Origin of the sequence: Conexibacter stalactiti (assembly GCF_033542075.1) — a bacterium.
Lineage (GTDB): Bacteria > Actinomycetota > Thermoleophilia > Solirubrobacterales > Solirubrobacteraceae > Conexibacter > Conexibacter stalactiti.
In genome coordinates this window covers 40,283-64,144 of sequence record NZ_JAWSTH010000020.1, presented here as the reverse complement: position 1 = coordinate 64,144, position 23,862 = coordinate 40,283, and the positions used below count along the sequence as shown (strand labels likewise).

Here is a 23,862-nt window from a genome sequence, read left to right as displayed (position 1 = left end):
TGAGGTCCCCCGATGAGCGCGCTCGCAGACATCCCGCACCCGGAGACACTCCGCGACAAGGCGGAGCACGTGCGCACGCTGATCGCGCCGATACGGGCCCAGGGGGTCCCGGCGCCAGCCGACCTCGCCGCCGCGCGCGCCGAGCGCCAGCGCCGCTACGACGTGATTGAGGACTCGATCCTCGACCTCTCCGGCGCGCTCCCGCAGGGGACCGAGGACTACGACGCGCGCAAGCTGTTCGAGTTCCTCGTCGGGCTGCGGCGCGCGATCGCCGCCGACACCGAGGTCACCGACCCCGGCGGCGAGATCGAGCTGATCGGGCTGATGATGCGCGACGTGCTCGCGCGGATCGAGCGGCGCCTGCTGCACGACGAGCTGGACGACCCGCGCGCCGCCGTCGACTTCGTCTTCTCCACGCTCGAACGGGTCCCCGCGAGCGACCTCGCGCGGCTGCTCGGCGTCTCGACGAAGACGATCGGGGCCTGGCGGGCCGGCAGGCCGGTCACGCGCAACGGCGAGCGCGCGGTGGTGCTCGCGCAGCTGATCAGCTACCTGCGCCCCTCGCTGACCCCACTGGGGATCGCGCTGTGGTTCGACGCCGAGCGCGACCAGCTCGACGGCCGCACGCCGCTGCAGATGCTCGAGCGCGGCGTCGCGAGCGCCCACGCCCCGCTGGTGGCGCTGGCGCGGGGATCGCGTGGCCAGCTGGCGGGTTGAGCCCTCGGCTCCGCGCGCCGGAGCCCGGCGATGAGCCCCACCTGGAAGAGCGAGCCCCAGCGCGTCGCGGGCGAGTGGCACTGCTTCCGGCAGGTCGCGCCCGACTGGCCGCCGCTCTACCACGCCGCCGGCGAGCCCTCACCGTCGCAGCGCTCGGCGCGCTGGCACCGCCTCGGCGAGGGCTACGCGCAGTACCTCGCCCTGGAGCCGCTCGGCGCGTGGGCTGAGCTGGTCCGCTTCGAGCGGATCCGCGGCGGCACGCGCGCGGCCCAGTACCGCCGCAGGCTGTGGCTCGTGTTCGTGCGCGAGCAGGAGATCGCCGACCTCTCGACCTTCGAGCGCTGGGCCGACTGCGGGCTGGACCCGCGCGCCGCGGTCGGTGACCACGGCGCCTGCCAGGCGGTCGCCGACGACCTTCGCGCCGCCGGCTATCGCGGCGTGCTGTCGCCGTCGGCCGCGCTCGACGGCGCGACCAACCTGACGCTCTTCGGCGCCCGCTACGAGAAGGTCCTGCTGGGTGGGCTGGAGCGGTGGGAGAACCCCAACCCCGATCTGCGCCTGGCCTGCAGCCTCGCCGCCGAGGGGACGCCGCCCGAGCAGCTGATCGTCGAGACGACCTTCGCCGACATGCCGCACGACGGCTACCGCGCGTGGCTGCGGGCCGAGGGCCTGCGCGCCCCGCGCGGGGTGCCGTAGGGAAGCGGCTCAGCGAAAGCGCCGCAGCCGCAGCGCGTTGGCGACGACCGAGACGCTGGAGAAGGCCATCGCGGCGCCCGCCAGCAGCGGGTTGAGCAGACCGGCGGCGGCGAGCGGCAGCGCCGCGACGTTGTAGCCGAAGGCCCAGCCGAGGTTCTGCTTGATCGTCCGCAGCGTCGCGCGCGAGAGCCGGATCGCGTCGGCGGCGGCGCGCAGGTCACCGCTGACGAGCGTCAGGTCCGACGCCTCGATCGCGACGTCCGTGCCGGTCCCGATCGCGAGGCCGAGATCGGCCTGCGCCAGCGCCGGTGCGTCGTTGACGCCGTCGCCGACCATCGCCACGACGCGGCCCTCGGACTGCAGCCGCCGCACGACGTCGGCCTTGTCGGCCGGCAGCACCTCGGCGATCACGTCCTCGGGCGCGATCCCGACCTCGGCGGCGACCGCCGCGGCCGTCGCGGCGTTGTCTCCGGTCAGCAGCAGCGGCCGCAGCCCGAGCGCCTTCAGCGACGCGATCGCCTCCGCCGAGGAGGGCTTGACGGTGTCGGCGACCGCCAGCAGCGCCCGCACCTCGCCGTCCCAGGCGACGAGCACGGCGGTGCGTCCGGCCGCCTCGGCCTCCGCGCGGGCGCGTTCGAGCGACGACGGCAGCGAAAGGCTCCACTCGCGCATCAGCGCCGGGCGCCCGACGAGCGCGGCGTGGCCGTCGACGACGCCCTCGACGCCGAGCCCCTCGCGGTTCGCGAACGACTCGACCGGGGGGAGGGCGGTCGCGGCAGCTCCGCCGCCCGCGCCCGCGCCCGCGCCAAGCGCGCCCGACGAGCCCGCCGCGACCCGCTCGCGCGCCGCCGCCGCGATCGCCCGTGCGATCGGATGCTCGGAAGCGTCCTCCAAGGCGCCCGCGATCCGCAGCGCCTCGTCCTCGCCGACGCCGTCGACGACCGTCATCGAGGCGAGGCTCATCCGCCCGCTCGTGACGGTGCCGGTCTTGTCGAGCACGATCGTGTCGACGGCGCGCGTCGACTCCAGCACCTCCGGGCCCTTGATCAGCAGCCCGAGCTGCGCGCCGCGGCCGGTGCCGACCAGCAGCGCGGTCGGCGTCGCCAGTCCGAGCGCGCAGGGGCAGGCGATGATCAGCACCGCGACCGCGGCCGTGAAGGCGAAGGTCGCGCTCTCGCCGGCGCCGAGCCAGAAGCCGAGCGTCGCGACCGCGAGCGCGATCACGATCGGCACGAAGACGCCGGAGACGCGGTCGGCGAGCCGCTGCACGGGCGCCTTGCCCGACTGCGCGTCGCTGACCAGCCGCGCGATCTGCGCCAGCGCCGTGTCGGCGCCGACCTTCGTCGCGCGCACGACCAGGCGGCCGCCGGCGTTGACGGTCGCGCCCGCGACATCGTCGCCGGGCCGCTTCTCGACCGGGACCGACTCGCCCGTCAGCAGCGACTGGTCGACCGCCGAGGAGCCCTCCTCGACGACGCCGTCGGTCGCGACCTTCTCGCCCGGGCGCACGACGAAGCGGTCGCCGACGGCGAGCTGCTCGACCGGCACGCGCCGCTCCGAGCCATCGTCGCCGAGCAGCGCGACCTCCTTCGCGCCCAGCTCCAGCAGCGCTCTCAGCGCGGCGCCGGCGCGGCGCTTGGCGCGCGCCTCGAAGTAGCGGCCGGCGAGGATGAAGACCGTCACGACGGCGGCCGTCTCGAGGTAGATGTGCTCGCCCGCGTCGCCGGAGGAGTCGGGCCACAGGTCGAACGGCATTCTCATGCCGGTCATGCCGGCGTCGCCGAGGAAGAGCGCGTAGAGCGACCACAGCCAGGCGGCGAGCACGCCGACGGAGACGAGCGTGTCCATCGTCGCGGTCGCGTGCTTGGCGTTGAGCCAGGCGGCGCGGTGGAAGGGCCACGCGCCCCACACGACGACGGGCGAGGCGAGCGTCAGCGCCGCCCACTGCCAGTCGTCGAACTGGAGCGCGGGGATCATCGAGATCAGCAGCACCGGCAGCGACAGCGCTGCGCTGATCAGCAGACGCGTACGCAGCGCGGCGCTCTCGTCGCGCTCGTCGTCCGCGGCGGCGCCCGCGTCGGCGGCCGCGCGCGGCGGCGCCGGCAGTCTCGCCGCGTAGCCGGCGGCGGCGACGGTGTCGAGCAGCTGCTGCGGCGCGACCGTCGCGGGGTCGTAGTCGACCGTCGCCTTCTCGGTCGCGTAGTTGACGCTCGCGGCGACGCCGTCGAGCTTGTTCAGCTTGCGCTCGATCCGGTTGGCGCACGAGGCGCACGTCATCCCGCTGATCGGCAGCTCGACGTGCTCGGTCGGGGCGGCGGCGCTCATCGCGTCACCTCGCGTGTGAAGGCGACCGTCTCGACGCGGCCGGCGACCTTGTACTGCAGGTACAGCCGGTAGCGGCCGGCGGTCGGGAAGGTCGTCGCGAACGCCGGGCCGGCACCGGTCGGGTGGACGTGCAGGAAGGCGAGATCGCCCTCGCGCAGCGCGACGAGGTGACCGTCGGCGCCGAGGTAGGGCTCCAGCTCGACCGGCGCGCCGTCGCGCTCGATCGCGAAGCGCAGCGTCTGCTCGACGCCGGCGCGGGCCGGTTGCGGGGCGGTGGCGGCGGCCGCCGCGTCGTCGTCGCCGTGCGCGTGACCGGCGGCATCGCTGAGCGTGACGGCGTCGCCGCCGTCGGAGCGGGCGTGCGCCGTCGGAGCGGGCAGCGGCAGCAGGTCGGCGTCGCCGTCGACGCGCAGGTCGCTGGCGAGCGTCGCGGCCTCGCCGTCGCGGGCGAAGTCGGCGAAGAGGCGGTAGGAGCCGGCCTGCGGCAGCGTCAGGTCGGTCGACCAGGTGCCGTCGGCGGCCATCGCGGGGTGGAGGTGCTGGAAGCCGGTCAGGTCGCGCCGCACGACGATCAGGTGCAGGCGCCGCTCGTGCGCGAGGTCGAAGTCGCGCACCGTCGCGCCGTCGGCACCGACGATGCGGAATGCGAGCCGCTCGCGTACGCCGCGGCGCAGCTCAGGCGTCTCGACCACCAGCCGCAGCCCGTTCTCGGCGGAGGAGAGGCCGCGGACGGGGTCGGCGGCGCTCTGCGCGCCGTGGTCGTCGCCGTGGCCGGTGGCTCTCTGCTCGCCGTGCGCGTCGGCCGCGCTCGTCGAGGTGCCGCCGTGCGCGTCAGCCGCGTCGGTGGGCGCCTCGCCTCCGTGCCCACCCTCCGCGACGTGCGCGGGGGCCGGCGCGTCGTCGCGCTCGGGGTCGATCGCCGCGCCGGCGAGCGTCGCGACGCCGAACAGCGCCGCGAGCCCCGCGGCGAAGGCGGCGAGCTTCAGCGGGGCGCTCATGCGACCGTCACCGTGTACCCGGCGGCCTCGACGGCGGCGCGGATCGCGTCCTGCGAGTCAGCCGCTTCGCCCCGCACCACCAGGCGGCCGCTGGCGAGGTCGAGTTCGACGACCTCGACGCCGGCCACCTCCGCCAGCTCCTCGCGGACCGATGCGACGCAGTGGGCGCAGGTCATCCCGCCGACGGCGTAGGCGCGCTCGCTGGTGGTCTTCGTCTCGCAAGAGGTGCACATGGCGGGAATCCTTCCGGGGGGTCTTGAAATACGGTAGGGGGGTATGCCCTGACTGCAACGTATCACATACCCCCAGGGGGTAAGCTACAATCGTCTGCGACCCCACCACAGGAGCACCAAGATGGCGCCGGCAGAGACGACGAGAACGACCGCGACCCGCGGCTACAGCGCGACGAAGGACCAGCTCACCAAGCGCCTGCGGCGGATCGAGGGCCAGGTCCGCGGCGTCCAGACGATGGTCGACGAGGAGCGCTACTGCATCGACGTGCTGACGCAGATCTCGGCGATCCAGGCGGCGCTCGACAAGGTCGCGCTCGGCCTGCTCGACGAGCACGCCAACCACTGCGTGATGGGCGCCGAGGGCGACGCCAAGGCAGAGAAGACCGACGAGCTGATGAGCGCCGTCGCGCGCCTCATGCGCCGGGGCTGAGATGGAGCACGCGCCGTCCGGCGGCCTCAACCGACTGGCGTTCAGCGCCACCGTCCACTGCCTCAGCGGCTGCGCGGTCGGCGAGGTGCTCGGAATGGTGATCGGCAACGCGCTCGACCTGCACGGCGCCGCGACGGTCGCGATCTCGGTCGCGCTGGCGTTCTTCTTCGGCTACCTCTTCACGAGCGTGCCGCTGCTGCGCTCGGGGCTGGCGCTCGGCGCCGTGATCCCGCTCGCGCTCGCCTCCGACACGCTCTCGATCGCCGTGATGGAGGTCGTCGACAACACGATCATGGTGCTGATCCCGGGCGCGATGGACGCCGGGCTCGACGAGCCGCTGTTCTGGGGCTCGCTCGCCGGCGCGCTCCTGATCGCGGGCGCCGTCGCCTTCCCGGTCAACCGCTGGCTGCTGGCGCGCGGCAGGGGCCACGCGCTCGTCCACCAGCACCATCAGCACTGACCCGTCCGGGGTCGTTCGCGGGCAGCGGGCGACCGCCGCTCACGGGCATCACTTCGTGCGCCAGACCATGGCGTTTCTCCTGCACATCGACCAATCCGGGTCCGCTCCCACGTGACCCGTCTCCCAATTGCTCGAACCTATCCGACCGGTTTCACACCTACAAGCGCAAGTGGTCACTGTGCTGCCAACTAGCGAGTCGGTTGTCGATCGACGGACCGTTAGGGTGCGCTCGATGTTTCCAACGCGCCGCAACGTCGAGCTGAAGGCCCGCGATCGCGACCCGGCCCGCTCGCTGGCGGCCTGCGCGGCGCTCGACGGCGCCGTCGACCACGGGACGCTGTGGCAGCGCGACACCTACTTCGTCGTCGCCCACGGGCGGCTGAAGCTGCGCGAGGAGCGCCCAGGCGGCGCGACGCTGATCCAGTACATGCGGCCCGACGACGAGGGCGCGAAGCTGAGCCGCTATCGGCTCGTCGGCGTCGACGACGCCGACGTCTGCCGCGCGGCGCTCGACGCCGCGCTCGGGACCCGCGTGGTGGTCGAGAAGGAGCGTCGCCTGTTCATCTGGCGCGACGTGCGGATCCACCTCGACACGGTCGCGGGGCTCGGCGCGTTCGTCGAGTTCGAGGCGGTCGCGCCGGCGGCGTCCGACCTGACGCTGGAGCACGAGCGGGTCGCCGAGCTGCGCGCGACGCTCGCGATCAGGGGTGAAGATCTCGTCGCCGAGGGCTACGCGGACCTGATCAGGGGAATGGAGAGTGGCACGATGCCACTCGGAGGACCCCAAGCATGATCGTGACCGACGCCGTCCGCAGCTATCTCGACGAGACCCGTCCCGAGCCCGACGCGCTGCTCGCCGAGATGCGCGAGCGGGGCGCGCGCGACAGCGTCCCGATCCTCGATGCGCACGCCGCGGTGCTGTTGAACGTGCTGGCCCGCGCGGTGGGGGCGAGGCGGATCGTCGAGGTCGGCACCGCGATCGGGGTCTCGACGCTGCACCTGGCGCGGGCGCTCCCGGACGACGGCGAGCTGGTCTCGTTCGAGATCGACCGCGAGCGCCACACACAGGCGCTCAGCTACTTCGCGCGGGCCCGGCTGTCGGCGCGGATAGACCTGCGCCTGCAGGATGCCGCCGAGGGGCTGACCGAGCTGGAGGGCCCGTTCGACGTCGCCTTCCTCGACGGGCTGAAGGCCGAGTACGCCGACCACCTCGAGCTGATCGTGCCGCTGATGCGCCCGGGCGGCCTGGTCGCGGTCGACAACGTGCTGATGTCGGGCGCGGTCGCGGAGGGCCGCCCGATCGACGGCTGGAGCGGCGATCGGATAGCGACGGCGAGAGCGTTCAACGACCACTTCCTCGCCCATCCCCAGCTCGACGGCCTGATCACGCCGGTCGGCGACGGCATCGCGCTCGCGGTCCGACGTTGAGGCATCGCGGCGCCGAAGCCGCTAGCCTCGCCCGCTTCGATGGCTGCAGACGACCCGACACCAGACAACCAGTGCCGCGCCTGCCGGGGGACCGGCAGCGTCATCTCCGGCCTCGGCGGCGAGCCGAGACCGATCACGTGCCCGTGGTGCGAGGGCAGCGGCATCTACATCCCCGAGCACAACGCCCAAGAGGCGGGCGTCGTGCTGCGCGGCGAGAGCTGACGCGCCGCGCCGCTGCGCGGTCTTCGCCGACGCGCCGCAGCCGCCGCATCCCCGCCGTGCCCTGACGCCCGCGCCGCATCCCCGCCGTGCCCTGACGCTCGCGCCGCACCGCCGCCGCGCCCAGCCTGACGTCCGTCCGCGGACGCCCTCCCGCGCTCAACGCGCTGACGCCATCCGCCGATCCACCGGCGGATGGCAGATCGCCGCGCCGTTGACCTGACCCTTGTGCTCGCCGTCGTCGCCGCGGCGCTGCTGGCGCTCGTCGTGACGGTCACGGCCGCGGACCTGCGCGCCGCGCTGCTGGGCGTGACGCTCGTCGCGGTCGTGGTGCCGGCGACTTGGATCGACCTCGACCGCCGTCTGATCCCCAACCGGCTGACGGCCGCCGGCGCGATCGCCGCGCTCGCGATCGGCCTCGCGACCGACCCGGCGCGGGTTCCGGCGCAACTGCTGTGGGGCGCGGCGGCAAGCGGCTTCCTGCTCGCCGCCGCGCTGGCACGACCGGGCGGCATGGGGATGGGGGACGTCAAGCTCGCCGCCGTGCTCGGCCTCCTGCTCGGCCCGGCGGTCGTCGTCGCGCTGCTGGTCGCGCTCCTCGCGGGAGCGCTCGCCGGCGTCGCAGTCGCGATCCGCGCCGGCATGCGCGCCACCCGCCCGAGCGCCCGCCCGGCGCGCGAGGCGCTGCGCACCGCGACGCTCCCGTTCGGCCCGTTCCTCGCGCTCGGCGCCGTCATCGCCTGGTTCGCGGGCGCCGACATGCTCGCCGCGTACCTCGGCTGACGTGCCACGCGGCGGTCGACGGCCATCGCGGGCCTCGGCCTGCTTGTCAGACCAACAGGCAAGCAGGTAGTCTGCGCGCCACGATGGCGTTCTCAGAAGTCGTTCGCAGCCCCGCCTACGAGCAGGTCGCCCACCAACTGCGCGAGGCGATCCTCGACGGCGCGCTCGCGCCCGGCGACGAGCTGCCGGCCGAACGCGAGCTGTGCGCGCAGTTCGGCGTCAGCCGCACGACCGTGCGCGAGGCGCTGCGCGCGCTGCAGGCGCAGGGGCTCGCCGTCGCCGCCGGGCCGACCGCGCCGCTGCGCGTCCCGCCGGCGCGCGACCTGTCGACCGGCCCGCTGCGCGACAGCCTCGTCCACCTGCTGCGGCTCGGCCGCGTCCCGCTCGCCGACCTCGTCGAGCTGCGCTGCGCGCTCGAAGCGGCCGCCGTCGCGGCGGCCGCGACGCGCGCGGTCGCCCGCCCGCGCTCCGCCGCGTCACCGGCCGTCCCGCCGACCACCGACGACGCCGCCGACCACCTCGCCGACGCCCGCGCCGCCCTCGCGGAGATGCGCATCGTCGGCGACGACGTCGCCGCCTTCGAAGCGGCCGACGTGCGCTTTCACGTCGCGCTCGTCGCCGCCTCCGGCAACGAGGCGTTGCAGCTCGTGATGCTGGCCGTGCGCGACTCCGTCTCCGCGCACCTGCGCGATGCGCTTGCCGCGCTGCCCGCGCCGAGACGGGCGATCGCCAGGCTCACGCGCCAGCACGAGGCGATCCTCGCGGCCGTCGAGGCCGGCGACGCGCGCGACGCCGAGCTGCTGCTGCGCGACCACGTGATGGGCTTCTACCGAGGGAATGCATGACCGCCGCCGCCACCGCCCGCCTGCTCGACGACCTCGCGACCGGCGGTTCCGCCGGCTCCGGCGCCGGGGATCTCGTCACCGACCCGGAGGTGCTCGCCTCCTATCAGCGCGACCAGGCGGCGCCGGCGCTCGTCCCGGCCGGCATGCCGGCCGCGGTCGTCCGCCCGCGCACGACCGCGCAGGTCCAGCACGCCGTCCGCACCGCGGCCGCGCACAACATCCCCGTCGTCCCGCGCGGCGCCGGCTCCGGCCTCTCGGGCGGGGCGAATGCCATCGACCGCTGCCTGATCGTCTCGACCGAGCTGATGACGGACGTCACAGAGGTCGACGGCGCCTCGCTGCTCGCGACCGTCCAGCCGGGGCTCGTCAATGCGCAGCTGCGCGAGGCGGCCGAGCGCGAAGGGCTGTTCTACGCGCCCGACCCCGCCAGCTGGGAGTTCTCGACGATCGGCGGCAACATCGCCACCAACGCCGGCGGCCTCTGCTGCGTCAAGTACGGCGTCACGCGCGACGCGCTGCTCGGCCTCGAGCTGGTGCTCGCCGACGGCAGCGCGGTGCGGATCGGCCGCCGCGCCCGCAAGGGCGTTGCCGGCTACGACCTGACGTCGCTGATCTGCGGCTCGGAGGGGACGCTCGGGATCGTCACCGAGGCGACGATGCGGCTGATCCCGCCGCCGCGCTCCTCCGCGACGCTCGCGGCCTCCTTCCCGACGCTCGGCAGCGCCGGCGCCGCGATCCAGAAGATCGTCCGCAACAGCACGCCGTCGGTGCTGGAGCTGATGGATCGCACGACGATCCAAGCGGTCGAGGCGATGGCGCCGCAGGAGCTGGACGAGACCGTCGCCGCGCTGCTGTTCGCGCGCAGCGACCTCGGCGGCAGCGCCGCGCTGAGAGAGGTCGACCGGATGGCGGCGTGGTGCGAGGAGGCCGGCGCGACGCTCGCGATCACGACCGACGAGGAGGCCGAGGGGCGGATGCTGATGGCCGCCCGGCGGCTCGCCTACCCGGCGCTCGAGCGCCAGGGCGCGACGCTGCTCGACGACGTCGGCGTGCCGCTCGGCCAGATCCCCGCGCTGCTCGACGGGATCGAGACGATCGCGCAGCAGCACGGCGTGCTGATCGGAACCTTCGGCCATGCCGGCGACGGCAACATGCACCCGACGATCGTCTTCGACCACCACGATCCCGACGCCGTGGCGCGCGCGAACGAGGCGTTCGTGGCGCTCGTCAGACTGGCGCTGAGCCTCGGCGGCACCGTCACCGGCGAGCACGGCGTCGGCCTGCTCAAGCGCGACTTCCTCGCCGCCGAGCTGGGAGACGCGCATGCGCTGCACCACGCGATCAAGCGCGCGCTCGACCCGCACGGCCTCTTCAACCCCGGCAAGGGGATCTGATCGCCGGGCGCGGGCGAGCCATCTGATCGCCGCGCCAACTAACCTTCCACCACCTATGGCGCTCCGTCTCATCACCGCCGGCGAGTCGCACGGCCCCGGCCTCACCTGCATCGTCGAAGGGCTTCCCGCCGGCCTCGAGCTGGAGCAGGAGGCGATCAACCGCGACATGGCCCGGCGTCAGCTCGGCTTCGGGCGCGGCGGCCGCATGAAGATCGAGAGAGACCGCGCGGACGTCACCGCCGGCGTCCGCCACGGCCGCACGATGGGCGGCCCGGTCGCGCTCCAGATCCCCAACAGAGACTTCGCCAACTGGGAAGAGCGGATGAACCCGTGGCCGGTCGAGAGAGAGATCCCCGAGGTCCATCTCCCGCGCCCCGGCCACGCCGACCTCGTCGGCACGTGGAAGTACCGCACCGGCGACGTCCGCAACATCCTCGAGCGTGCCAGCGCCCGCGAGACGGCCGCCCGCGTGGCGGGCGGCGCGCTCGCGAAGGCGTTCCTGAAGGCGGTCGGCGTCGAGATCCGCTCGCACGTCACGCAGATCACGTCGGTGAGAGCACCCACCCGCGACGCCGCGCTCACCGTCGCGGACTTCGAAGGCGTCGACGACAGCCCCGTCCGCTGCCTCGACGACGAGGCGAGCAGAGCGATGGTCAGAGAGATCACCGTGCTGCGCAAGAACAACGAGTCGCTCGGCGGCACCTTCGAGGTGATCGCCTTCGGCGTCGTGCCGGGCCTCGGCTCGCACATCTCGTGGGAGGAGCGGCTCGACGGCCGCATCGCGATGGCGATGATGTCGATCCAGGCGATGAAGGGCGTCGGCATCGGCGACGGCTTCGGCGTCGCCGGCGTCCCCGGCTCGCAGGCCCACGACGAGATCTTCTACGACGACGCGCGCGGCTACTACCGCGAGACCAACCACGCCGGCGGTCTCGAAGGCGGCATGACGACCGGTGAGCCGGTCGTCGTGAAGGTCGCGATGAAGCCGATCCCGACGCTGACCAAGCCGCTGCGCTCGGTCGACATCGACACGAAGGAGCCGGCGCAGGCGCTGCGCGAGCGGACCGACTCGTGCACCGTCCCGGCGGCCGGCGTCGTCGGCGAGGCGATGCTGGCGCACGTGCTCGCCGACGCCTACCGCAGCAAGTTCGGCGGCGACCACATCGATGACGTGCGCGAAGCCGTCCGCGCCTACGAGGAGCGGATCGGATGGCGCCGCTGAAGGGACAGGAGCCGGTCCTCCCGGCTGACCGCGCGCTCGTCTTCGTCGGCTTCATGGGCGCCGGCAAGACGACCGCCGCCCGCCGCCTCGCCAAGCGCTTCGGCGTCCCCGTCCACGATGCCGACGCCGCGATCGCCGAGCACGCCGGCATGCCGATCGACCGCTGTTTCGGCGAACTGGGCGAGAGCGGCTTCCGTGCGCTGGAGGAGAGACTGGTCGGCGAGGCGCTGGAGCAGACGCAGGGCGGGATCTACTCGCTCGGCGGCGGCGCGCTGCACTCGGCGCGGATCCGCGCGGCGCTGAGACGCCACACGACCGTCCTGCTCGACGTCGACGTCAACACCGCGTGGGAGCGGGCCGCCGGCCGCGGCCGGCCGCTCGCGCGCGACCCGCAGGAGTTCCGCGACCTCTACATCCGCCGCCGGCCGATGTACATGGCCGCGGCCGACGTCGTCATCCCGGCCGACCGCAGGGACCGGATCGACGACGCGCTGCCGTCGATCCTCGCGCTGCACGACGCGCCGCACGGCACGCGGCTGCTGTGGGCGACGAGCACCTCCGGCGACTATCCCGTCTTCGTCGGCCGCGACCTGCTCGGCGCGGCGCTCTCGCCGGTGCCCGGCAACGGCTATCTCGTGACCGACGACCAGGTCGGACCGCGCTACGCGCAGCGCCTCGGCGACTCCCTCGAGACGATCACGATCCCGGCAGGGGAGACGCACAAGACGCTGCAGACGGCGGAGTCGGTCTGGATCGCGCTCGGCGAGCGCGGGATGACGCAGAGCGACCATCTCGTCGCGCTCGGCGGCGGCGTCGTCGGCGACCTCGCCGGCTTCGTCGCGGCGACCTACCAGCGCGGCGTGCCGATCGTGCAGGTCCCGACGACGCTCGTCTCGCAGGTCGACTCGGCCTACGGCGGCAAGACCGGCGTCGACCTGCCGAGCGCGAAGAACTACGTCGGCGCCTACCACCAGCCGTCGTCGGTCGTGGTCGACGTCGACACGCTCGCGACGCTGCCGCGGGAAGAGGCCGCGGCCGGCTATGCCGAGGTCGTCAAGACGGCGCTGATCGCCGGCGGTCACCTGTGGGAGCGCGTCCGCAGCGGCGACGAGCCCGACGCCGACATGATCTTCGAGTGCGCGCGCACGAAGCTGGCGGTCGTCTCGCTCGACGAGCGCGACGGCGGCGTGCGGCAGGTGCTCAACCTCGGCCACACCGTCGGCCACGCGATCGAGACCGTCACCAGATACGCGATGTTCCGCCATGGCGAGGCGGTCGGCCTCGGCCTGCTCGCCGCGCTGCGGCTCTCCGGGCAGGAGGCGCTGCGTGACGAGGTCGCGGCGCTGCTCGCCGCCCAAGGCCTGCCGATCCAGCTGACGCCCGGCGCCGTCGACGTCGACGCCGTCGTGCTGGCGACCGCGCGCGACAAGAAGCGCCGCAGCGGCGCGCCGGTGCCGTTCGTGCTGCTCGACGCTCCCGGCGCCGCGCGCCCCGGCTGTCAGGTCGGCGACGACGACCTGCGCGCGGCGGTTGCGGAGCTGGCCCAACGACGAGGAGCGACGGCATGAGCCAGAGCGACCGCATCGCCGTCCTGCACGGCGTCAACCTCGACCAGCTCAGCCGCCGCGACGCCGGTCACTACGGCACGCTCTCGCTCGACAGACTGGAGCGCACGATCGGCGGCTTCGCGGCCGACCTCGGCCTCCGCGTGCAGTTCTTCCAGACCAACTTCGAGGGCGAGTACGTCGAGCAGCTGCACAAGCTCGACGGGATGGCCGACGGGATCGTGCTCAACCCGGGCGCGTGGACGCACTACTCGTGGGCGATCCGCGACGCGCTGGAGATCGCGAGACTGCCCGCGGTCGAGGTGCACCTCAGCAACGTGCACGAACGCGAGGAGTGGCGCCGCGTGTCGGTGATCCGCGACCTCTGCATCGAGACCGTCGCCGGCAAGGGACCCGACGGATACCGCGACGCGCTCGCGCGCCTGCGAGAGGAGCTGAACAGATGAGCGACACGATCACCGCCGACGGCGCCGCCCGCGCCGACCGCCTCGCCAGCCTGCTCCCCGGCAGAGAGCTCGACGCGCTGCTGGTCACCAACCTCGTCAACGTCCGCTACCTGACCGGCTACACCGGCTCCAACGGCCTCGCCGTCGTCGGCAGCGACCTGCGCCGCTTCGTGACCGACTTCCGCTACGAGACGCAGGCGCAGGAGCAGGTCCACGGCTACGAGCGCGTGATCGGCGAGACCGACCTGCTCGACCAGGTCCTGCCGGGCCTGCCCGACGGCGAGGTGCGGCTCGGCTTCGACGACCAGCAGGTCTCCGTCCGCACCCACAAGCGACTGCGCGAGCTGCTGCCCGCGCGCGTCGAGCTGGTCCCGGCCGGCGGGCTTGTCGAGGAGCTTCGGCTGGTCAAGGACCAGCACGAGATCGAGCGGATCCGCGCGGCGGCGATCCTCGCCGACAGCGCGCTGACGCAGGTGCTGAGAGGCGGCCTGATCGGCCGCCGCGAGCGTGAGGTCGCGCTCGCGCTGGAGCACGAGATGCAGCGGCTCGGCGCGCAGAAGGCGAGCTTCGACACGATCGTCGCCCACGCCGGCCACGGTGCGCTGCCGCACGCGAGCCCGCGCGACGTGCCGATCGCCGCCGGCAGCCTCGTCGTGATCGACTGGGGCGCCGAGCTGGACGGCTACTGCTCCGACTGCACGCGCACCTATGCGGCCGGCGAGGTCGACCAGCGGGCGCAGGAGATCTACGAGCTGGTGCTGGAGGCGCAGCTGGCCGGCCTCGCCGCGATCAGACCGGGCGTCAGCGGCAGAGAAGCCGACGCGGCCGCGCGCGACGTGATCGTCGCCGGCGGCCACGGCGACGCGTTCGGCCACAGCCTCGGCCACGGCGTCGGGATCGAGGTGCACGAGGCGCCGCGGCTGTCGAGAGCGTCGACCGCTGTGCTGGCGGCCGGCAACGTCGTCACGGACGAGCCCGGCATCTACCTGCCGGGCGTGCTCGGCGTGCGCATCGAGGATCTCGTCGTCGTCACCGAGGACGGCTGCGACGTGCTCTCGACGCTGCCGAAGCAGCTCACGGTCGTCGGCTGACCGACTCCAGCTCGCGCGTCTCGCGCGGCAGCAGTCCGAGCAGCAGCACCGACGCCGCAAGCAGGCCGCCGGCCGCCATCACCTCGGTCGCGCCCAGCTCGTCGGCGAGCGCGCCGACGACGACGTAGCCGATCGGCATCAGCGCCAGCGAACCGAGATAGTCGTACGAGGTCACGCGGGAGAGCGCGCCGGGCGGGATCCGCTCGGCGAGCGCCGTCTGCCACCAGACGCTGAAGAGCGCGACGCCGACGCCGGTGGTCGCGCCGGCGACGAGCGCGAGCGCGAGCGGGATCCCGAGCGCGTAGCCGCTCAGCATCAGGCAGAACGGCAGCACCAGCAGGATCCCCGCCACCAGCGGCCGGCGCGGCCGCCAGCGCAGCGCCAGCAGCGAGCCGAGCGCGGTCCCGAAGCCGACGGCCGCCGCCAGCCAGCCGTACAGCGCGGCGTCGCCGTAGCGCTCCTGCGCGACCGTCGGCCCGAGCACGACGTACGGCGCGTAGGCGCCCAGCAGCTGGAAGGAGAAGACGGCGATCGTGACCCACACCCAGGCGCGCGAGCGGACCTCCTCGAAGCCGGCGCGCAGCTCGGCGCGCAGCGAGCCGCGCGGGGCCGCTTCGCCGCGCGGGCGGGGCCGCACGAGCGCCAGGAGTGCCGCGCTGACGAAGAAGGTGGCGGCGTCGACGGCGAAGGCGGTGCCGGTCCCGACCGTCAGCACGAGCACGGTCGCCAGCGCCGGCCCGGCGAACTCGGCGATCGTCTGCGTGAGGCTGTTGAGCGCGTTCGCCTCCTGGATCAGCTCCTCCGGGACGGTCTGCGGCACGAGCCCGCTGAAGGCCGGGCGGAAGAACGCCTCGGCGGCGCCGAACAGCGCCTCGATCACGACGAGCTGCCAGATCGTGATCGCGTCGAGCACGATCAGCAGCGCCAGCAGGGCGTGCAGGCAGCCGCGGATCAGGTCGGTCGAGAGCATGATGCGGTGGCGCGGCAGGCGGTCGGCCCAGACGCCGCCGAACAGCACGAAGGCGAGGTGCGAGGCGGTGTAGACGCCGAGCACGAGACCCAGCTCCGCCGTCGAGCCGGTCCGCTCGGTCACCAGCAGCGCCAACGCGACGAGGACGATCCGGTCGCCCGTCGTCGAGATCGTCTGACTGAGGAAGAGCCAGCGGAAGTCCTTGTGACCCCAGAGGCGCGAAAACCGGTTCATCGGGGTCAGGAGCGTATGTCAGCGGCAGCGCTGGTAGCGCCGGTGCGCCACCGTGGTCCTGCGCTCGCCGGCGAGCCTGAGTCTGACCTTGACGGTGAAGGCGCCGCTCCGCGGCAGACCTCTGAGCACGACCGGCCGTGTCAGTCCACGGCCTCCGAGCGTGAGCGCGCGCCTGCCGATCGCGACCCGTGCCGACAGCAGCCGTCTCGTCGTCGGCGATCTGACGCGGAACTTCAGCGTCGCCGCGCGCACGCAGCGCTTCGCGGAGGGGAGACCGACGCGGTCGGCGAGCGGCAGCGGCGGGACGGTCGCGGGACGTCTCCCGCCGGGCGTGGCTCCGCCCGGCGTCGGACCGTTCGCCGGCGGGTCGGCGGGCTGGCCGGGCGCCGTTGGAAGCGGTCTCGCCGGCTCGTCCGGCGGCGGCGTTCTGGTGTCACCCGGCACGACGACCATCGTCAGCGAGTGGGCGGGCAGCTCGAGCGTCGTCGCGCTGCCGCCGAACGCGACGTCGGCGACGCGAACGGGGCGTGCGCCGGGGGCGGCACCGCTCCACTGCCACGCCTGCGCGGTGGTGACCGCTCGCTCCGCCCCGGCGAGCGTCAGCGGCGTCGAGCGCGTCTGGCCGCTCTTGTTGACGACCGCGATCGTGATCGCGCCGTCGTCGCTGCGCGCGGCACCGTAGACGGCGACGGTCGCCTGATCGGCGCTGACGGAGCGGACCCAGGTGTCGCCGAAGCGGCCGCCGGCACCGTCGTAGTTGCGATAGAGGCGGAAGGCGTTCGCCTGAGCCTCGCCCGCCTTCGGCGGCGACCAGCGAGCGGCGAGGTCGACCCGCTCGCGCGCGAGGATCCCGAGCGTGTCGGCCTGGATCACGGTGTCGAGCACCGGGTCGCCGATCGAGAGGTCGTACTCGCTGAGCGCGACCTTGGTGCCGGGGTAGTGGTCGGCGATCCACGCGTGCATCCGCGGCAGCAGCGCGATTCTCTGGTCGATCCAGCTCTCGTCGGTGTAGCTCGGGTCCCACAGCGAGCGCGTCACGGCGGTCGATCCGGGGGCGTCGTTCACCGTCATCTGCTGGTAGTAGTGGAGGTCGAGGTAGTCGAGCAAGCGCTTGCCGTCGGCCTCGCCGGCGGCGCGCAGTTGATCGAGGAACCAGCCCACGAGCGGTACGCCGGCCGGCTTGGCGGGATCGGGCTGCCCCTGCTGCTCGGCGGCGCTGGCGAAGTAGGCCGGCCAGCCCCACTCGGACAGGCCGAGCGTCAGCCCGGACGGGTCGGCCTGCTTGGCGGCGCGCGCCAGCGCGATCGTCTTGTCGCGCAGCTCGCCGGAGGTCGTCGGCTGTGGATGGACGTCGACGTGCGTGTCGTTCCACAGCGCCGGCTCGTTGCCGAGGCCATACCAGCGCACGGCGCCGGCGCCATAGCGAGCGGTGATGTCCGCGATCCAGTCGGACGAGAGCTGAGCGGTCGACGGCGTGCTGGCGACGTTCGGGTCGTTGGTGGTGATCCAGTCGCCGTCGTCTCTGCCGTTGCCGCAGGCGCTGGCGCTGGGCGGCAGCCACTCCGTGTCCCATCTGTCCTGGTCGGGGAAGAGCGATCTCGGATAGCTGCACGGCAGCGGATGCGCGTAGCCGGCCTGTCTGGCGACCCAGCCCACCATCGGCAGCGTCAGCAGCGTCTGGGCCCCGGTGGCGCGGTCGCCGTCGAGTATCCGGCGGTAGCCCTGCGACGGGTCGGCCGGCGGTTCGCCGGCACACGCCGACCAGCAGCCGGAGATGTTCTCGAAGAACCAGTCGCGGCCCGTGCTCCAGGTGTCGATTCGCCAGTTGTAGCGGTCGGTGTAGTTGCCGCCCCAGCGGTTGACCGGCAGTCTCAGCTCGTCGGCGAGCGTCGGATCGGCGTAGCTCATGCCATAGATCTCGGGCGAGATCGCGTGCCGGTCAGCGGCGACGTCGACCGTCAGCGCCGGGCCGGGGGCGGCGAGCGCCTGGCCGGCGGCGGGCAGCGCGAGCAGCGTCGCGGCGAGCGCGAACGTTCCGGCGAGGCTGCTGCGGAGGGAGGCGCGACGCACTCCGTTCCGGCGATGCGGGTCCGTCCGCATACGCTCACCGTAGCCGATGCACCGCCCGCGAGCCAGTGCGAGACCACCAGCCGGTGCGTCGGCGAATTCCCTGGACGCACGGGCGATTTCGTCCTGGACGTCCAGTGCCGCGTCCAGGAACCGTCCAGCGGCCGGCGGGATCTCCCGCATCCACCGCCGAACCCGCCCGACTCACCCCGCGATGGCCGCCGTCACTCGCCCGCCGCTTGAGCACCAGCACGCGACGGCCGCCGTCGCTCGCCCGCCGACGCGAGGCGCCCATCGGCGACGTGAAGGAGGCGCCGCAGCTCAGCGCGCCGCGCGGCGGCGAGCGGACGGCGCTGACCGCGTGCCAGCGCGCTGGGCCGGCACGCGCGACCGCGTCGGCAGCGTCGCGCGCAGTGCGGACAGCAGCGCCGCCATCAGCAGCGCGGCGAGGCCGGCGACGGCGACACAGGCGCCGGCGAAGGCGCCGTTGACGGCCGTCCATTCGATCGCGCCCGCGCGGCCGGCGGCGACGATCGCGACCGTGACCGCGTAGCCGGCGACGATCAGCGCCCCGCCGAGCAGCAGATAGCTGCGCGCGACGCCCGGCTGCGGCCAGCTCGACGCTCCGGCGCGGCGCCGCTCCAGCAGCGCGTCGGCGAGCCCGGCGACGGCCGCCCATGCCGTCACGACGAAGAACGCCCCGGCGACGTCGCTCGGGCGGTGCCAGCCGGCGGCGACGACGGCGATCCCGACGGCTGAGCCGTACGCGACCGCGAGCACAGAGACGAGCCGGCGCGCGCGGACGGGGGCGACCAGCGTCGCCGCGACGCCGACGGCGAAGGCGATCGTGACGTGACCGCTGGGGAAGCTGTTCTCGTACAGGCGACCGTCAAGCAGCAGGTCGGGCCGTTCCAGGACCCGTTTGAGCACCTGGGTCGTGATCACCGCGCCGCCGATCGCGGTGCCGGCGACGAGCGCCAGCGCGATCCGCCCGCGCAGCAGTGCCTGCGCGACGAGCACCAGCAGCGCCAGCGCGAGCGTGCCGATGCTGATCGTCGTCAGCAGCTGCTGGGCGGCGTCGTGCGCGGTCGTCGTCGCGAGCGCGCGGCCGTCGAAGGCGCCCTGGTCGATCCGCTGGCCGCGGTTGGTCCGAACCAGCAGGGCGTATGTCCCGACGACCGCGAGCGTGCAGCCGGCGGCGAGCCCGAGCAAGGGGAGAGGGTTCATGCGACCGCGCACCACCGCATCCAGGCTAGCCGCGCGGCGCCGTCACCACTCGCCCGCCCGCAAGCCCGGCGCCGCCGCGGCTCATCGCAGCCGCGCGCACGTGAGCAGCCGCGCCTCGCTGTGCGCGACCAGCGCCGACAACGGCATCCCGAGCCCTTCGGCGATCCGCGTCATCGTGCGCAGCCCCGGCTCGACCTCGGCCCGCTCCACCGCGCCGAGATACGCGGCATGTACGAGCGTCCGCGCCCCCAGGTCGGCGAGCGACCACCCGCGCCGCGCCCGCAGCTCCCGCACCGCCAGCCCGAAGGCGCGCCGTTCGGCGGGAGGGGTCGGGCGAGTGGCGATCAGCATCGAACGTATGTTCGACGCCGGGTCGGACGGAACGCCCCCGAACCGCGCCGGGGCGCCACGCGCCCCCGCCCGCCCTACAATCACCTGCGTGATCAGCACGAACCAGCTCAAGAACGGCAACCACATCGAGGTGGACGGGACGATCTTCAAGGTCGTCGAGTTCCAGCACGTCAAGCCCGGCAAGGGGCCGGCCTTCGTGCGCACGAAGCTGCGTCGCACCAGCGACGGCAACGTGATCGACAAGACGTTCCGTGCAGGGGAGAAGTTCCGCTCGGTCCGCACCGAGGTGCGCAAGATGCAGTACCTCTACTCCGACGAGTCCGACGCCCACTTCATGGACGTCGAGAGCTTCGAGCAGTCGGCGATCCCGGCCGTGGCGCTCAGAGACGCGCTGCGCTGGACGAAGGCCAGCGACGAGGTCGACCTGCTGTCGATCGACGGCGTCCCGGCCGACATCCAGCTGCCGAGCGCCGTCGACCTCGAGGTCACCGAGACCGAGCCCGGCCTGCGCGGCGACACGGCCTCCGGCGGCGGCACCAAGCCGGCGACGCTGGAGACGGGCGCTCAGATCAACGTCCCGCTGTTCGTCAACATCGGCGACAAGGTGCGGGTCGACACCCGCTCCGGCGACTACGTGTCGCGCGCGTAGCGGCCCGTCGTGGCTCGCCGAAGCGACCAACGACGCGAGGCGGTCTTCGCGCTGTACCAGCACGACCTGACCGGTCGGCCGCTGGAGGACACCCTGCCGAGAAACGCGGCGACGTTCACGCGGGCGCTGGCGAAGGCCGCGCTCGCGCGTCAGCCCGAGTTCGACGAGCTGATCAGCCGCCACTCAGAGGGCTGGACGCTGTCGCGGATCGCCCCGCTGGAGCGCTCGATCCTGCGCGTCGCGCTGCTGGAGATGCTGCATCCGGCCGACGTGCCGGCCGAGCGCTCGATCCCGCCCGAGGGCGCGATCGACGAGGCCGTCGAGACGGCGAAGTCGTACTGCGGCGCCGAGGCGCCAGGCTTCGTGAACGGCGTGCTCGCCGCGATCCTGCGCGCCAGCCAAGCCGTAAACGGTGAGAAGACACGATGAGCGGAAACATCGACCAGCTCGAGTACTTCAGCCGCCAGCTCGAGGAGGCGGCCGCGCAGCTGCGCGGCGGCGACCTCGAGCCTGAGCAGGCGGCCCGCCTCGTGGAGGAGTGCGCGCGCCTCGCCGGCGACGCCGCCAACGAGCTCGACCGCCGCGTGCGGACGGCCGCCGACCCGCCGCCGCCGGGCCAGACGACGCTCCCCACCCACCAGGCATGACGACCGACGAGTACCCCGAAGAGCTCCGCCGCCAGGTGGAGCTGTACCTCGCTGAGCTGACCTTCGCGGACGCCGAGACGGCCGACGCCGAGGGGCTCGAGGAGGCGATGCGCTACTCGCTGCTGGCCGGCGGCAAGCGGATCCGCCCGGTCCTCGCGCTCGCGACCGCCCGCGCGATCGGCGAGCCGGCCGAGCGCGTGCTGCCGATCGCGGCGGCGCTGGAGCTGATCCACACCTACTCGCTGATCCACGACGACCTGCCCGCGATGGACGACGACGACCTGCGTCGCGGCAGACCGACCTGTCACAAGGCATTCGGCGAGAACGTCGCGATCCTCGCCGGCGACGGGCTCTACGCGGAGGCGTTCCGGCACGTGCTCGACCACCAGCAGGGCGAACCGGCGGCGATCCTCGCGGCCGTTCGCGAGCTGGCGGCCGCAACCGGCGTGAACGGCATGGTCGGCGGGCAGTACCTGGACGTGACCGACGCCGCACGAGACGCCGCGGGCCTGCGTCATCTGCACGCGCTGAAGACGGGCAGGCTGATCGGCGCCTCGATCATGTGCCCGCTACTGCTCGCTCCGTCGCAGTCACGTGCGACAATCGATGCGTTCCGCAGCTTCGCAAGCGAGCTTGGAGTGCTGTTCCAGATCGTCGACGACATCCTCGACGTCGTCGGAACCGACGACGCGCTGGGCAAGACGCAGGGCAGTGACGAACGGCTCGGCAAGCGCACGTACGTGAGCGAGTTCGGGCTCGACCGCGCCCGCGAGCTGGCCGCCGAGTCGCATCGCAACGCCCGTGCCGCACTGGCTGCGGCCGCTCCCGGCGGCGCCGGCGAGCTGGCTCAGATCACCGACTTCATCTACACGCGAACGTCATGAGCGAACCGATCCTCCCGCGCGTCGACGGTCCAGAGGACCTCAGAGGCCTCTCCGACGAGCAGCTGCAGCAGCTCGCGCAGGAGGTGCGCGAGCACATCATCGACACCGTGGGGGAGATCGGCGGCCACTTCGGCGCCAACCTCGGCACGTGCGAGCTGGCCGTCGCGCTGCACTCGGTGCTCGACTCGCCCCGCGACAAGATCCTCTGGGACGTCGGCCACCAGGCCTATCCGCACAAGATCCTCACCGGCCGCCGCGACCAGCTCTCGACGATCCGCAAGTACGGCGGCCTGACGCCGTTCTGCGCGATCGAGGAGTCCGAGCACGACATCATGGGCGCCGGCCACGCCTCGACCTCGATCGGCTACGCGGTCGGTCTCAAGGAGGCGATGCGCCACGGCCAGGGCGAGGACGGCAACGTCGTCGCCGTGATCGGCGACGGCTCGATGACCGGCGGCGTCGCCTTCGAGGCGATGCACCAGGCCGGCGGCCTCGGCACCCCGATGGTCGTCGTGCTCAACGACAACGGCATGTCGATCTCGCCGAACGTCGGCGCGCTGTCGCGCTACTTCAACCGCGTCCGGCTCAACCCGAAGCTGTGGAAGGCGCGCGAGGGCGGCGAGGAGTTCCTGACGAAGCTGCCGGCCGGCATCGGTGAGCGGTTCGCTCACCTCGGGCCGCAGCTGAAGGAGTCGATCAAGGCCTTCTGGGCTCCCGGACTGCTGTGGGAGGAGCTCGACTGGGCCTACATGGGCGTCGTCGACGGTCACGACGTGTCGATGCTGCGCGAGGCGCTGAGCGAGGCGATCGCGGCCGAGCGCCCGGTCGTCGTGCACGTCGCGACGGTCAAGGGCAAGGGCTTCGCGCCGGCCGAGGAGGGCGGCCTGGAGGGCATGGAGAAGTGGCATGCCGCCAAGCCGAACTCGATCGCCAACGGCGCGCCCGCGCCGGCCCCGGTCGTCAAGCCGGGCGCCGCGGCCGCGCCGCCGAAGCCGCCGCAGTACACGCAGGTCTTCGGCGAGGCGCTCGTCGAGGAGTGCCGCCGTGACGAGCGCGTGATCGGGATCACCGCCGCGATGAACTCCGGCACCGGTCTCAACATCCTCCAGAGAGAGCTGCCGGAGCGCTACTTCGACGTCGGCATCGCCGAGCAGCAGGCACTGCTGTTCGCCAGCGGCCTGGCGTTGCAGGGCTGCAAGCCGGTCGCCGCGATCTACTCGACCTTCCTGCAGCGCGCGTTCGACCAGATCGTCCACGACGTCTGCCTGCAGAGACTCGACGTCGTGCTCGCGATGGATCGCGCCGGCCTCGTCGGCGACGACGGGCCGACCCACCACGGCGTCTTCGACATCGCCTACCTGCGCCCGCTGCCGCACATCGTGCTGATGGCGCCGCGCGACGAGGCGCAGCTGGTCCACATGCTCCACACCGCGCTCGCGTATGACGGCCCGGTCGCGCTGCGCTATCCGCGCGGCGAGGCGGTCGGCGTCCCGCTCCCGGCCGAGCCGAGACTGATCGAGATCGGCAGCGGCGAGATCCTCCAGGAGGGCGACGGCAAGGTCGCGCTGCTGGGCTACGGCAGCGGCGTCGGCAAGGCGCAGGAGGCGGCCGCGCTGCTGGCCGAGCACGGGATCGTCGCGACGGTCGCCGACGCGCGCTTCGCCAAGCCGATCGACACCGGCCTCGTCGCCCAGCTCCAGGCCGAGCACGAGCTGCTCGTGACCGTCGAGGAGGGCGTGCTCGCCGGCGGCTTCGGCACCGGCGTGTGGGAGACGCTCTCCGACAGCGGGATCGCCGCGCGGATCATGCGCGTCGGCCTGCCCGACCGCTACGTCACGCACGGCGCGCCCGCGCTGCTGCACGAGGAGGTCGGCTACACCGGCGCCGCGATCGCGGAGCGGGTGCTGGCGGCGGTGGGCACGCGCACCACCGCAGCCTCCTGACGGGCGCCAGATCGGTTCGGCTGGCAAGGACGCAGTGA

Annotated in this window: 26 protein-coding genes; 19 read left to right on the top strand and 7 right to left on the bottom strand. The window is 73.3% G+C overall.

Annotated features, from left to right (window positions below):
• Window positions 1-12: 12 nt before the first annotated feature.
• Together R7226_RS10140 and R7226_RS10135 are read left to right on the top strand one after the other, a co-directional pair.
• A complete protein-coding gene (locus R7226_RS10140) occupies window positions 13-717 on the top strand; it encodes a hypothetical protein (RefSeq protein WP_318596993.1) in 705 nt (234 codons plus the stop codon).
• A gap of 30 nt (window positions 718-747) precedes the next feature.
• The gene (locus tag R7226_RS10135; protein WP_318596992.1) at window positions 748-1,413 is read left to right on the top strand and encodes an RES family NAD+ phosphorylase; all 666 of its coding nucleotides are present in this window, start codon (window positions 748-750) and stop codon (window positions 1,411-1,413) included.
• Window positions 1,414-1,422: 9 nt separating this feature from the next.
• Here R7226_RS10135 and R7226_RS10130 read toward each other — a convergent pair whose 3' ends face one another.
• Genes R7226_RS10130 through R7226_RS10120 form a run of 3 tightly spaced genes read right to left on the bottom strand, consistent with a single transcriptional unit; the run spans window position 1,423 to window position 4,969 of the window.
• A complete protein-coding gene (locus tag R7226_RS10130) occupies window positions 1,423-3,738 on the bottom strand; it encodes a heavy metal translocating P-type ATPase (RefSeq protein ID WP_318596991.1) in 2,316 nt (771 codons plus the stop codon).
• Window positions 3,735-4,736, bottom strand: coding sequence for a hypothetical protein (locus R7226_RS10125; protein ID WP_318596989.1), 1,002 nt, complete (start codon window positions 4,734-4,736; stop codon window positions 3,735-3,737). Before R7226_RS10125 ends, R7226_RS10130 begins: the two co-directional genes overlap by 4 nt.
• Window positions 4,733-4,969 carry a heavy-metal-associated domain-containing protein gene (locus R7226_RS10120; protein ID WP_318596988.1) on the bottom strand — a complete coding sequence of 79 codons (237 nt, stop codon included), beginning with the start codon at window positions 4,967-4,969 and terminating at the stop codon, window positions 4,733-4,735. Before R7226_RS10120 ends, R7226_RS10125 begins: the two co-directional genes overlap by 4 nt.
• Before the next feature lie 121 nt (window positions 4,970-5,090).
• Between R7226_RS10120 and R7226_RS10115 the strand changes: the two genes are divergently transcribed.
• The 12 genes from R7226_RS10115 (at window position 5,091) to R7226_RS10060 (ending at window position 14,852) form a co-directional block, all read left to right on the top strand.
• Window positions 5,091-5,399 (top strand): metal-sensitive transcriptional regulator, encoded by a 309-nt coding sequence (locus R7226_RS10115; RefSeq protein WP_318596987.1) that lies wholly within the window; start codon window positions 5,091-5,093, stop codon window positions 5,397-5,399.
• 1 nt (window position 5,400) lies between these two features.
• Window positions 5,401-5,859, top strand: a complete 459-nt coding sequence (locus R7226_RS10110) for a DUF4396 domain-containing protein (protein WP_318596985.1) — start codon at window positions 5,401-5,403, stop codon at window positions 5,857-5,859.
• Between the two features lie 232 nt (window positions 5,860-6,091).
• Window positions 6,092-6,652: a class IV adenylate cyclase gene (locus R7226_RS10105; RefSeq protein WP_318596984.1), complete on the top strand. Its 561-nt coding sequence runs from the start codon at window positions 6,092-6,094 to the stop codon at window positions 6,650-6,652.
• Complete coding sequence (locus tag R7226_RS10100; RefSeq protein ID WP_318596983.1) at window positions 6,649-7,287, top strand: O-methyltransferase; 639 nt, start codon at window positions 6,649-6,651, stop codon at window positions 7,285-7,287. The genes R7226_RS10105 and R7226_RS10100 overlap by 4 nt, the downstream gene beginning before the upstream one ends.
• Window positions 7,288-7,326: 39 nt before the next feature.
• Entirely contained in the window at window positions 7,327-7,509 is a 183-nt protein-coding gene (locus R7226_RS10095; protein ID WP_318596982.1) for a DnaJ-like cysteine-rich domain-containing protein, read from the top strand.
• Between the two features lie 192 nt (window positions 7,510-7,701).
• A complete protein-coding gene (locus tag R7226_RS10090; protein WP_318596981.1) occupies window positions 7,702-8,289 on the top strand; it encodes an A24 family peptidase in 588 nt (195 codons plus the stop codon).
• 83 nt (window positions 8,290-8,372) lie between these two features.
• Window positions 8,373-9,134, top strand: coding sequence for a FadR/GntR family transcriptional regulator (locus tag R7226_RS10085; RefSeq protein ID WP_318596980.1), 762 nt, complete (start codon window positions 8,373-8,375; stop codon window positions 9,132-9,134).
• Window positions 9,131-10,528, top strand: a complete 1,398-nt coding sequence (locus R7226_RS10080; protein ID WP_318596979.1) for an FAD-binding oxidoreductase — start codon at window positions 9,131-9,133, stop codon at window positions 10,526-10,528. Before R7226_RS10085 ends, R7226_RS10080 begins: the two co-directional genes overlap by 4 nt.
• A 55-nt stretch (window positions 10,529-10,583) precedes the next feature.
• Window positions 10,584-11,750, top strand: a complete 1,167-nt coding sequence (gene aroC, locus R7226_RS10075; protein ID WP_318596978.1) for a chorismate synthase — start codon at window positions 10,584-10,586, stop codon at window positions 11,748-11,750.
• Complete coding sequence (locus R7226_RS10070) at window positions 11,738-13,318, top strand: bifunctional shikimate kinase/3-dehydroquinate synthase (protein WP_318596977.1); 1,581 nt, start codon at window positions 11,738-11,740, stop codon at window positions 13,316-13,318. Before aroC ends, R7226_RS10070 begins: the two co-directional genes overlap by 13 nt.
• Complete coding sequence (locus tag R7226_RS10065) at window positions 13,315-13,761, top strand: type II 3-dehydroquinate dehydratase (RefSeq protein ID WP_318596975.1); 447 nt, start codon at window positions 13,315-13,317, stop codon at window positions 13,759-13,761. The genes R7226_RS10070 and R7226_RS10065 overlap by 4 nt, the downstream gene beginning before the upstream one ends.
• Window positions 13,758-14,852, top strand: a complete 1,095-nt coding sequence (locus tag R7226_RS10060; RefSeq protein WP_318596973.1) for a M24 family metallopeptidase — start codon at window positions 13,758-13,760, stop codon at window positions 14,850-14,852. Before R7226_RS10065 ends, R7226_RS10060 begins: the two co-directional genes overlap by 4 nt.
• Here the strand turns inward: R7226_RS10060 and R7226_RS10055 are convergent.
• From R7226_RS10055 to R7226_RS10040, 4 genes are all read right to left on the bottom strand, one after another.
• Window positions 14,836-16,056 (bottom strand): MFS transporter, encoded by a 1,221-nt coding sequence (locus R7226_RS10055; protein WP_318596972.1) that lies wholly within the window; start codon window positions 16,054-16,056, stop codon window positions 14,836-14,838. The genes R7226_RS10060 and R7226_RS10055 overlap by 17 nt on opposite strands.
• 18 nt (window positions 16,057-16,074) lie before the next feature.
• Entirely contained in the window at window positions 16,075-18,126 is a 2,052-nt protein-coding gene (locus R7226_RS10050) for a glycoside hydrolase family 44 protein (RefSeq protein WP_318596971.1), read from the bottom strand.
• Window positions 18,127-18,444: 318 nt separating this feature from the next.
• Entirely contained in the window at window positions 18,445-19,350 is a 906-nt protein-coding gene (locus tag R7226_RS10045) for a phosphatase PAP2 family protein (protein WP_318596970.1), read from the bottom strand.
• Between the two features lie 81 nt (window positions 19,351-19,431).
• The gene (locus R7226_RS10040) at window positions 19,432-19,701 is read right to left on the bottom strand and encodes a helix-turn-helix domain-containing protein (RefSeq protein ID WP_318596969.1); all 270 of its coding nucleotides are present in this window, start codon (window positions 19,699-19,701) and stop codon (window positions 19,432-19,434) included.
• 88 nt (window positions 19,702-19,789) lie between these two features.
• Here R7226_RS10040 and efp point away from each other — a divergent pair, with 88 nt between their 5' ends.
• From efp to dxs, 5 genes are read left to right on the top strand one after another with little or no spacing between them, the layout of a single operon-like run.
• On the top strand, window positions 19,790-20,350 hold the full coding sequence (gene efp, locus R7226_RS10035) for an elongation factor P (protein ID WP_318596968.1): 561 nt from the start codon (window positions 19,790-19,792) through the stop codon (window positions 20,348-20,350).
• Between the two features lie 9 nt (window positions 20,351-20,359).
• Window positions 20,360-20,779, top strand: a complete 420-nt coding sequence (gene nusB, locus R7226_RS10030) for a transcription antitermination factor NusB (protein ID WP_318596967.1) — start codon at window positions 20,360-20,362, stop codon at window positions 20,777-20,779.
• Complete coding sequence (locus R7226_RS10025; protein WP_318596966.1) at window positions 20,776-20,997, top strand: hypothetical protein; 222 nt, start codon at window positions 20,776-20,778, stop codon at window positions 20,995-20,997. Before nusB ends, R7226_RS10025 begins: the two co-directional genes overlap by 4 nt.
• Window positions 20,994-21,881 carry a polyprenyl synthetase family protein gene (locus tag R7226_RS10020; protein WP_318596965.1) on the top strand — a complete coding sequence of 296 codons (888 nt, stop codon included), beginning with the start codon at window positions 20,994-20,996 and terminating at the stop codon, window positions 21,879-21,881. Before R7226_RS10025 ends, R7226_RS10020 begins: the two co-directional genes overlap by 4 nt.
• On the top strand, window positions 21,878-23,824 hold the full coding sequence (dxs, locus tag R7226_RS10015; RefSeq protein ID WP_318596964.1) for a 1-deoxy-D-xylulose-5-phosphate synthase: 1,947 nt from the start codon (window positions 21,878-21,880) through the stop codon (window positions 23,822-23,824). The genes R7226_RS10020 and dxs overlap by 4 nt, the downstream gene beginning before the upstream one ends.
• Window positions 23,825-23,862 lie beyond the last annotated feature (38 nt).

Bases quoted from the DNA above. Each gene is read 5' to 3' on its own strand.
- R7226_RS10140 (WP_318596993.1), top strand. From the start codon at position 13: ATGAGCGCGCTCGCAGACATCCCGCACCCGGAGACACTCCGCGACAAG.
- R7226_RS10135 (WP_318596992.1), top strand. From the start codon at position 748: ATGAGCCCCACCTGGAAGAGCGAGCCCCAGCGCGTCGCGGGCGAGTGG.
- R7226_RS10130 (WP_318596991.1), bottom strand. From the start codon at position 3,738: ATGAGCGCCGCCGCCCCGACCGAGCACGTCGAGCTGCCGATCAGCGGG.
- R7226_RS10125 (WP_318596989.1), bottom strand. From the start codon at position 4,736: ATGAGCGCCCCGCTGAAGCTCGCCGCCTTCGCCGCGGGGCTCGCGGCG.
- R7226_RS10120 (WP_318596988.1), bottom strand. From the start codon at position 4,969: ATGTGCACCTCTTGCGAGACGAAGACCACCAGCGAGCGCGCCTACGCC.
- R7226_RS10115 (WP_318596987.1), top strand. From the start codon at position 5,091: ATGGCGCCGGCAGAGACGACGAGAACGACCGCGACCCGCGGCTACAGC.
- R7226_RS10110 (WP_318596985.1), top strand. From the start codon at position 5,401: ATGGAGCACGCGCCGTCCGGCGGCCTCAACCGACTGGCGTTCAGCGCC.
- R7226_RS10105 (WP_318596984.1), top strand. From the start codon at position 6,092: ATGTTTCCAACGCGCCGCAACGTCGAGCTGAAGGCCCGCGATCGCGAC.
- R7226_RS10100 (WP_318596983.1), top strand. From the start codon at position 6,649: ATGATCGTGACCGACGCCGTCCGCAGCTATCTCGACGAGACCCGTCCC.
- R7226_RS10095 (WP_318596982.1), top strand. From the start codon at position 7,327: ATGGCTGCAGACGACCCGACACCAGACAACCAGTGCCGCGCCTGCCGG.
- R7226_RS10090 (WP_318596981.1), top strand. From the start codon at position 7,702: ATGGCAGATCGCCGCGCCGTTGACCTGACCCTTGTGCTCGCCGTCGTC.
- R7226_RS10085 (WP_318596980.1), top strand. From the start codon at position 8,373: ATGGCGTTCTCAGAAGTCGTTCGCAGCCCCGCCTACGAGCAGGTCGCC.
- R7226_RS10080 (WP_318596979.1), top strand. From the start codon at position 9,131: ATGACCGCCGCCGCCACCGCCCGCCTGCTCGACGACCTCGCGACCGGC.
- aroC (WP_318596978.1), top strand. From the start codon at position 10,584: ATGGCGCTCCGTCTCATCACCGCCGGCGAGTCGCACGGCCCCGGCCTC.
- R7226_RS10070 (WP_318596977.1), top strand. From the start codon at position 11,738: ATGGCGCCGCTGAAGGGACAGGAGCCGGTCCTCCCGGCTGACCGCGCG.
- R7226_RS10065 (WP_318596975.1), top strand. From the start codon at position 13,315: ATGAGCCAGAGCGACCGCATCGCCGTCCTGCACGGCGTCAACCTCGAC.
- R7226_RS10060 (WP_318596973.1), top strand. From the start codon at position 13,758: ATGAGCGACACGATCACCGCCGACGGCGCCGCCCGCGCCGACCGCCTC.
- R7226_RS10055 (WP_318596972.1), bottom strand. From the start codon at position 16,056: ATGAACCGGTTTTCGCGCCTCTGGGGTCACAAGGACTTCCGCTGGCTC.
- R7226_RS10045 (WP_318596970.1), bottom strand. From the start codon at position 19,350: ATGAACCCTCTCCCCTTGCTCGGGCTCGCCGCCGGCTGCACGCTCGCG.
- R7226_RS10040 (WP_318596969.1), bottom strand. From the start codon at position 19,701: ATGCTGATCGCCACTCGCCCGACCCCTCCCGCCGAACGGCGCGCCTTC.
- R7226_RS10025 (WP_318596966.1), top strand. From the start codon at position 20,776: ATGAGCGGAAACATCGACCAGCTCGAGTACTTCAGCCGCCAGCTCGAG.
- R7226_RS10020 (WP_318596965.1), top strand. From the start codon at position 20,994: ATGACGACCGACGAGTACCCCGAAGAGCTCCGCCGCCAGGTGGAGCTG.
- dxs (WP_318596964.1), top strand. From the start codon at position 21,878: ATGAGCGAACCGATCCTCCCGCGCGTCGACGGTCCAGAGGACCTCAGA.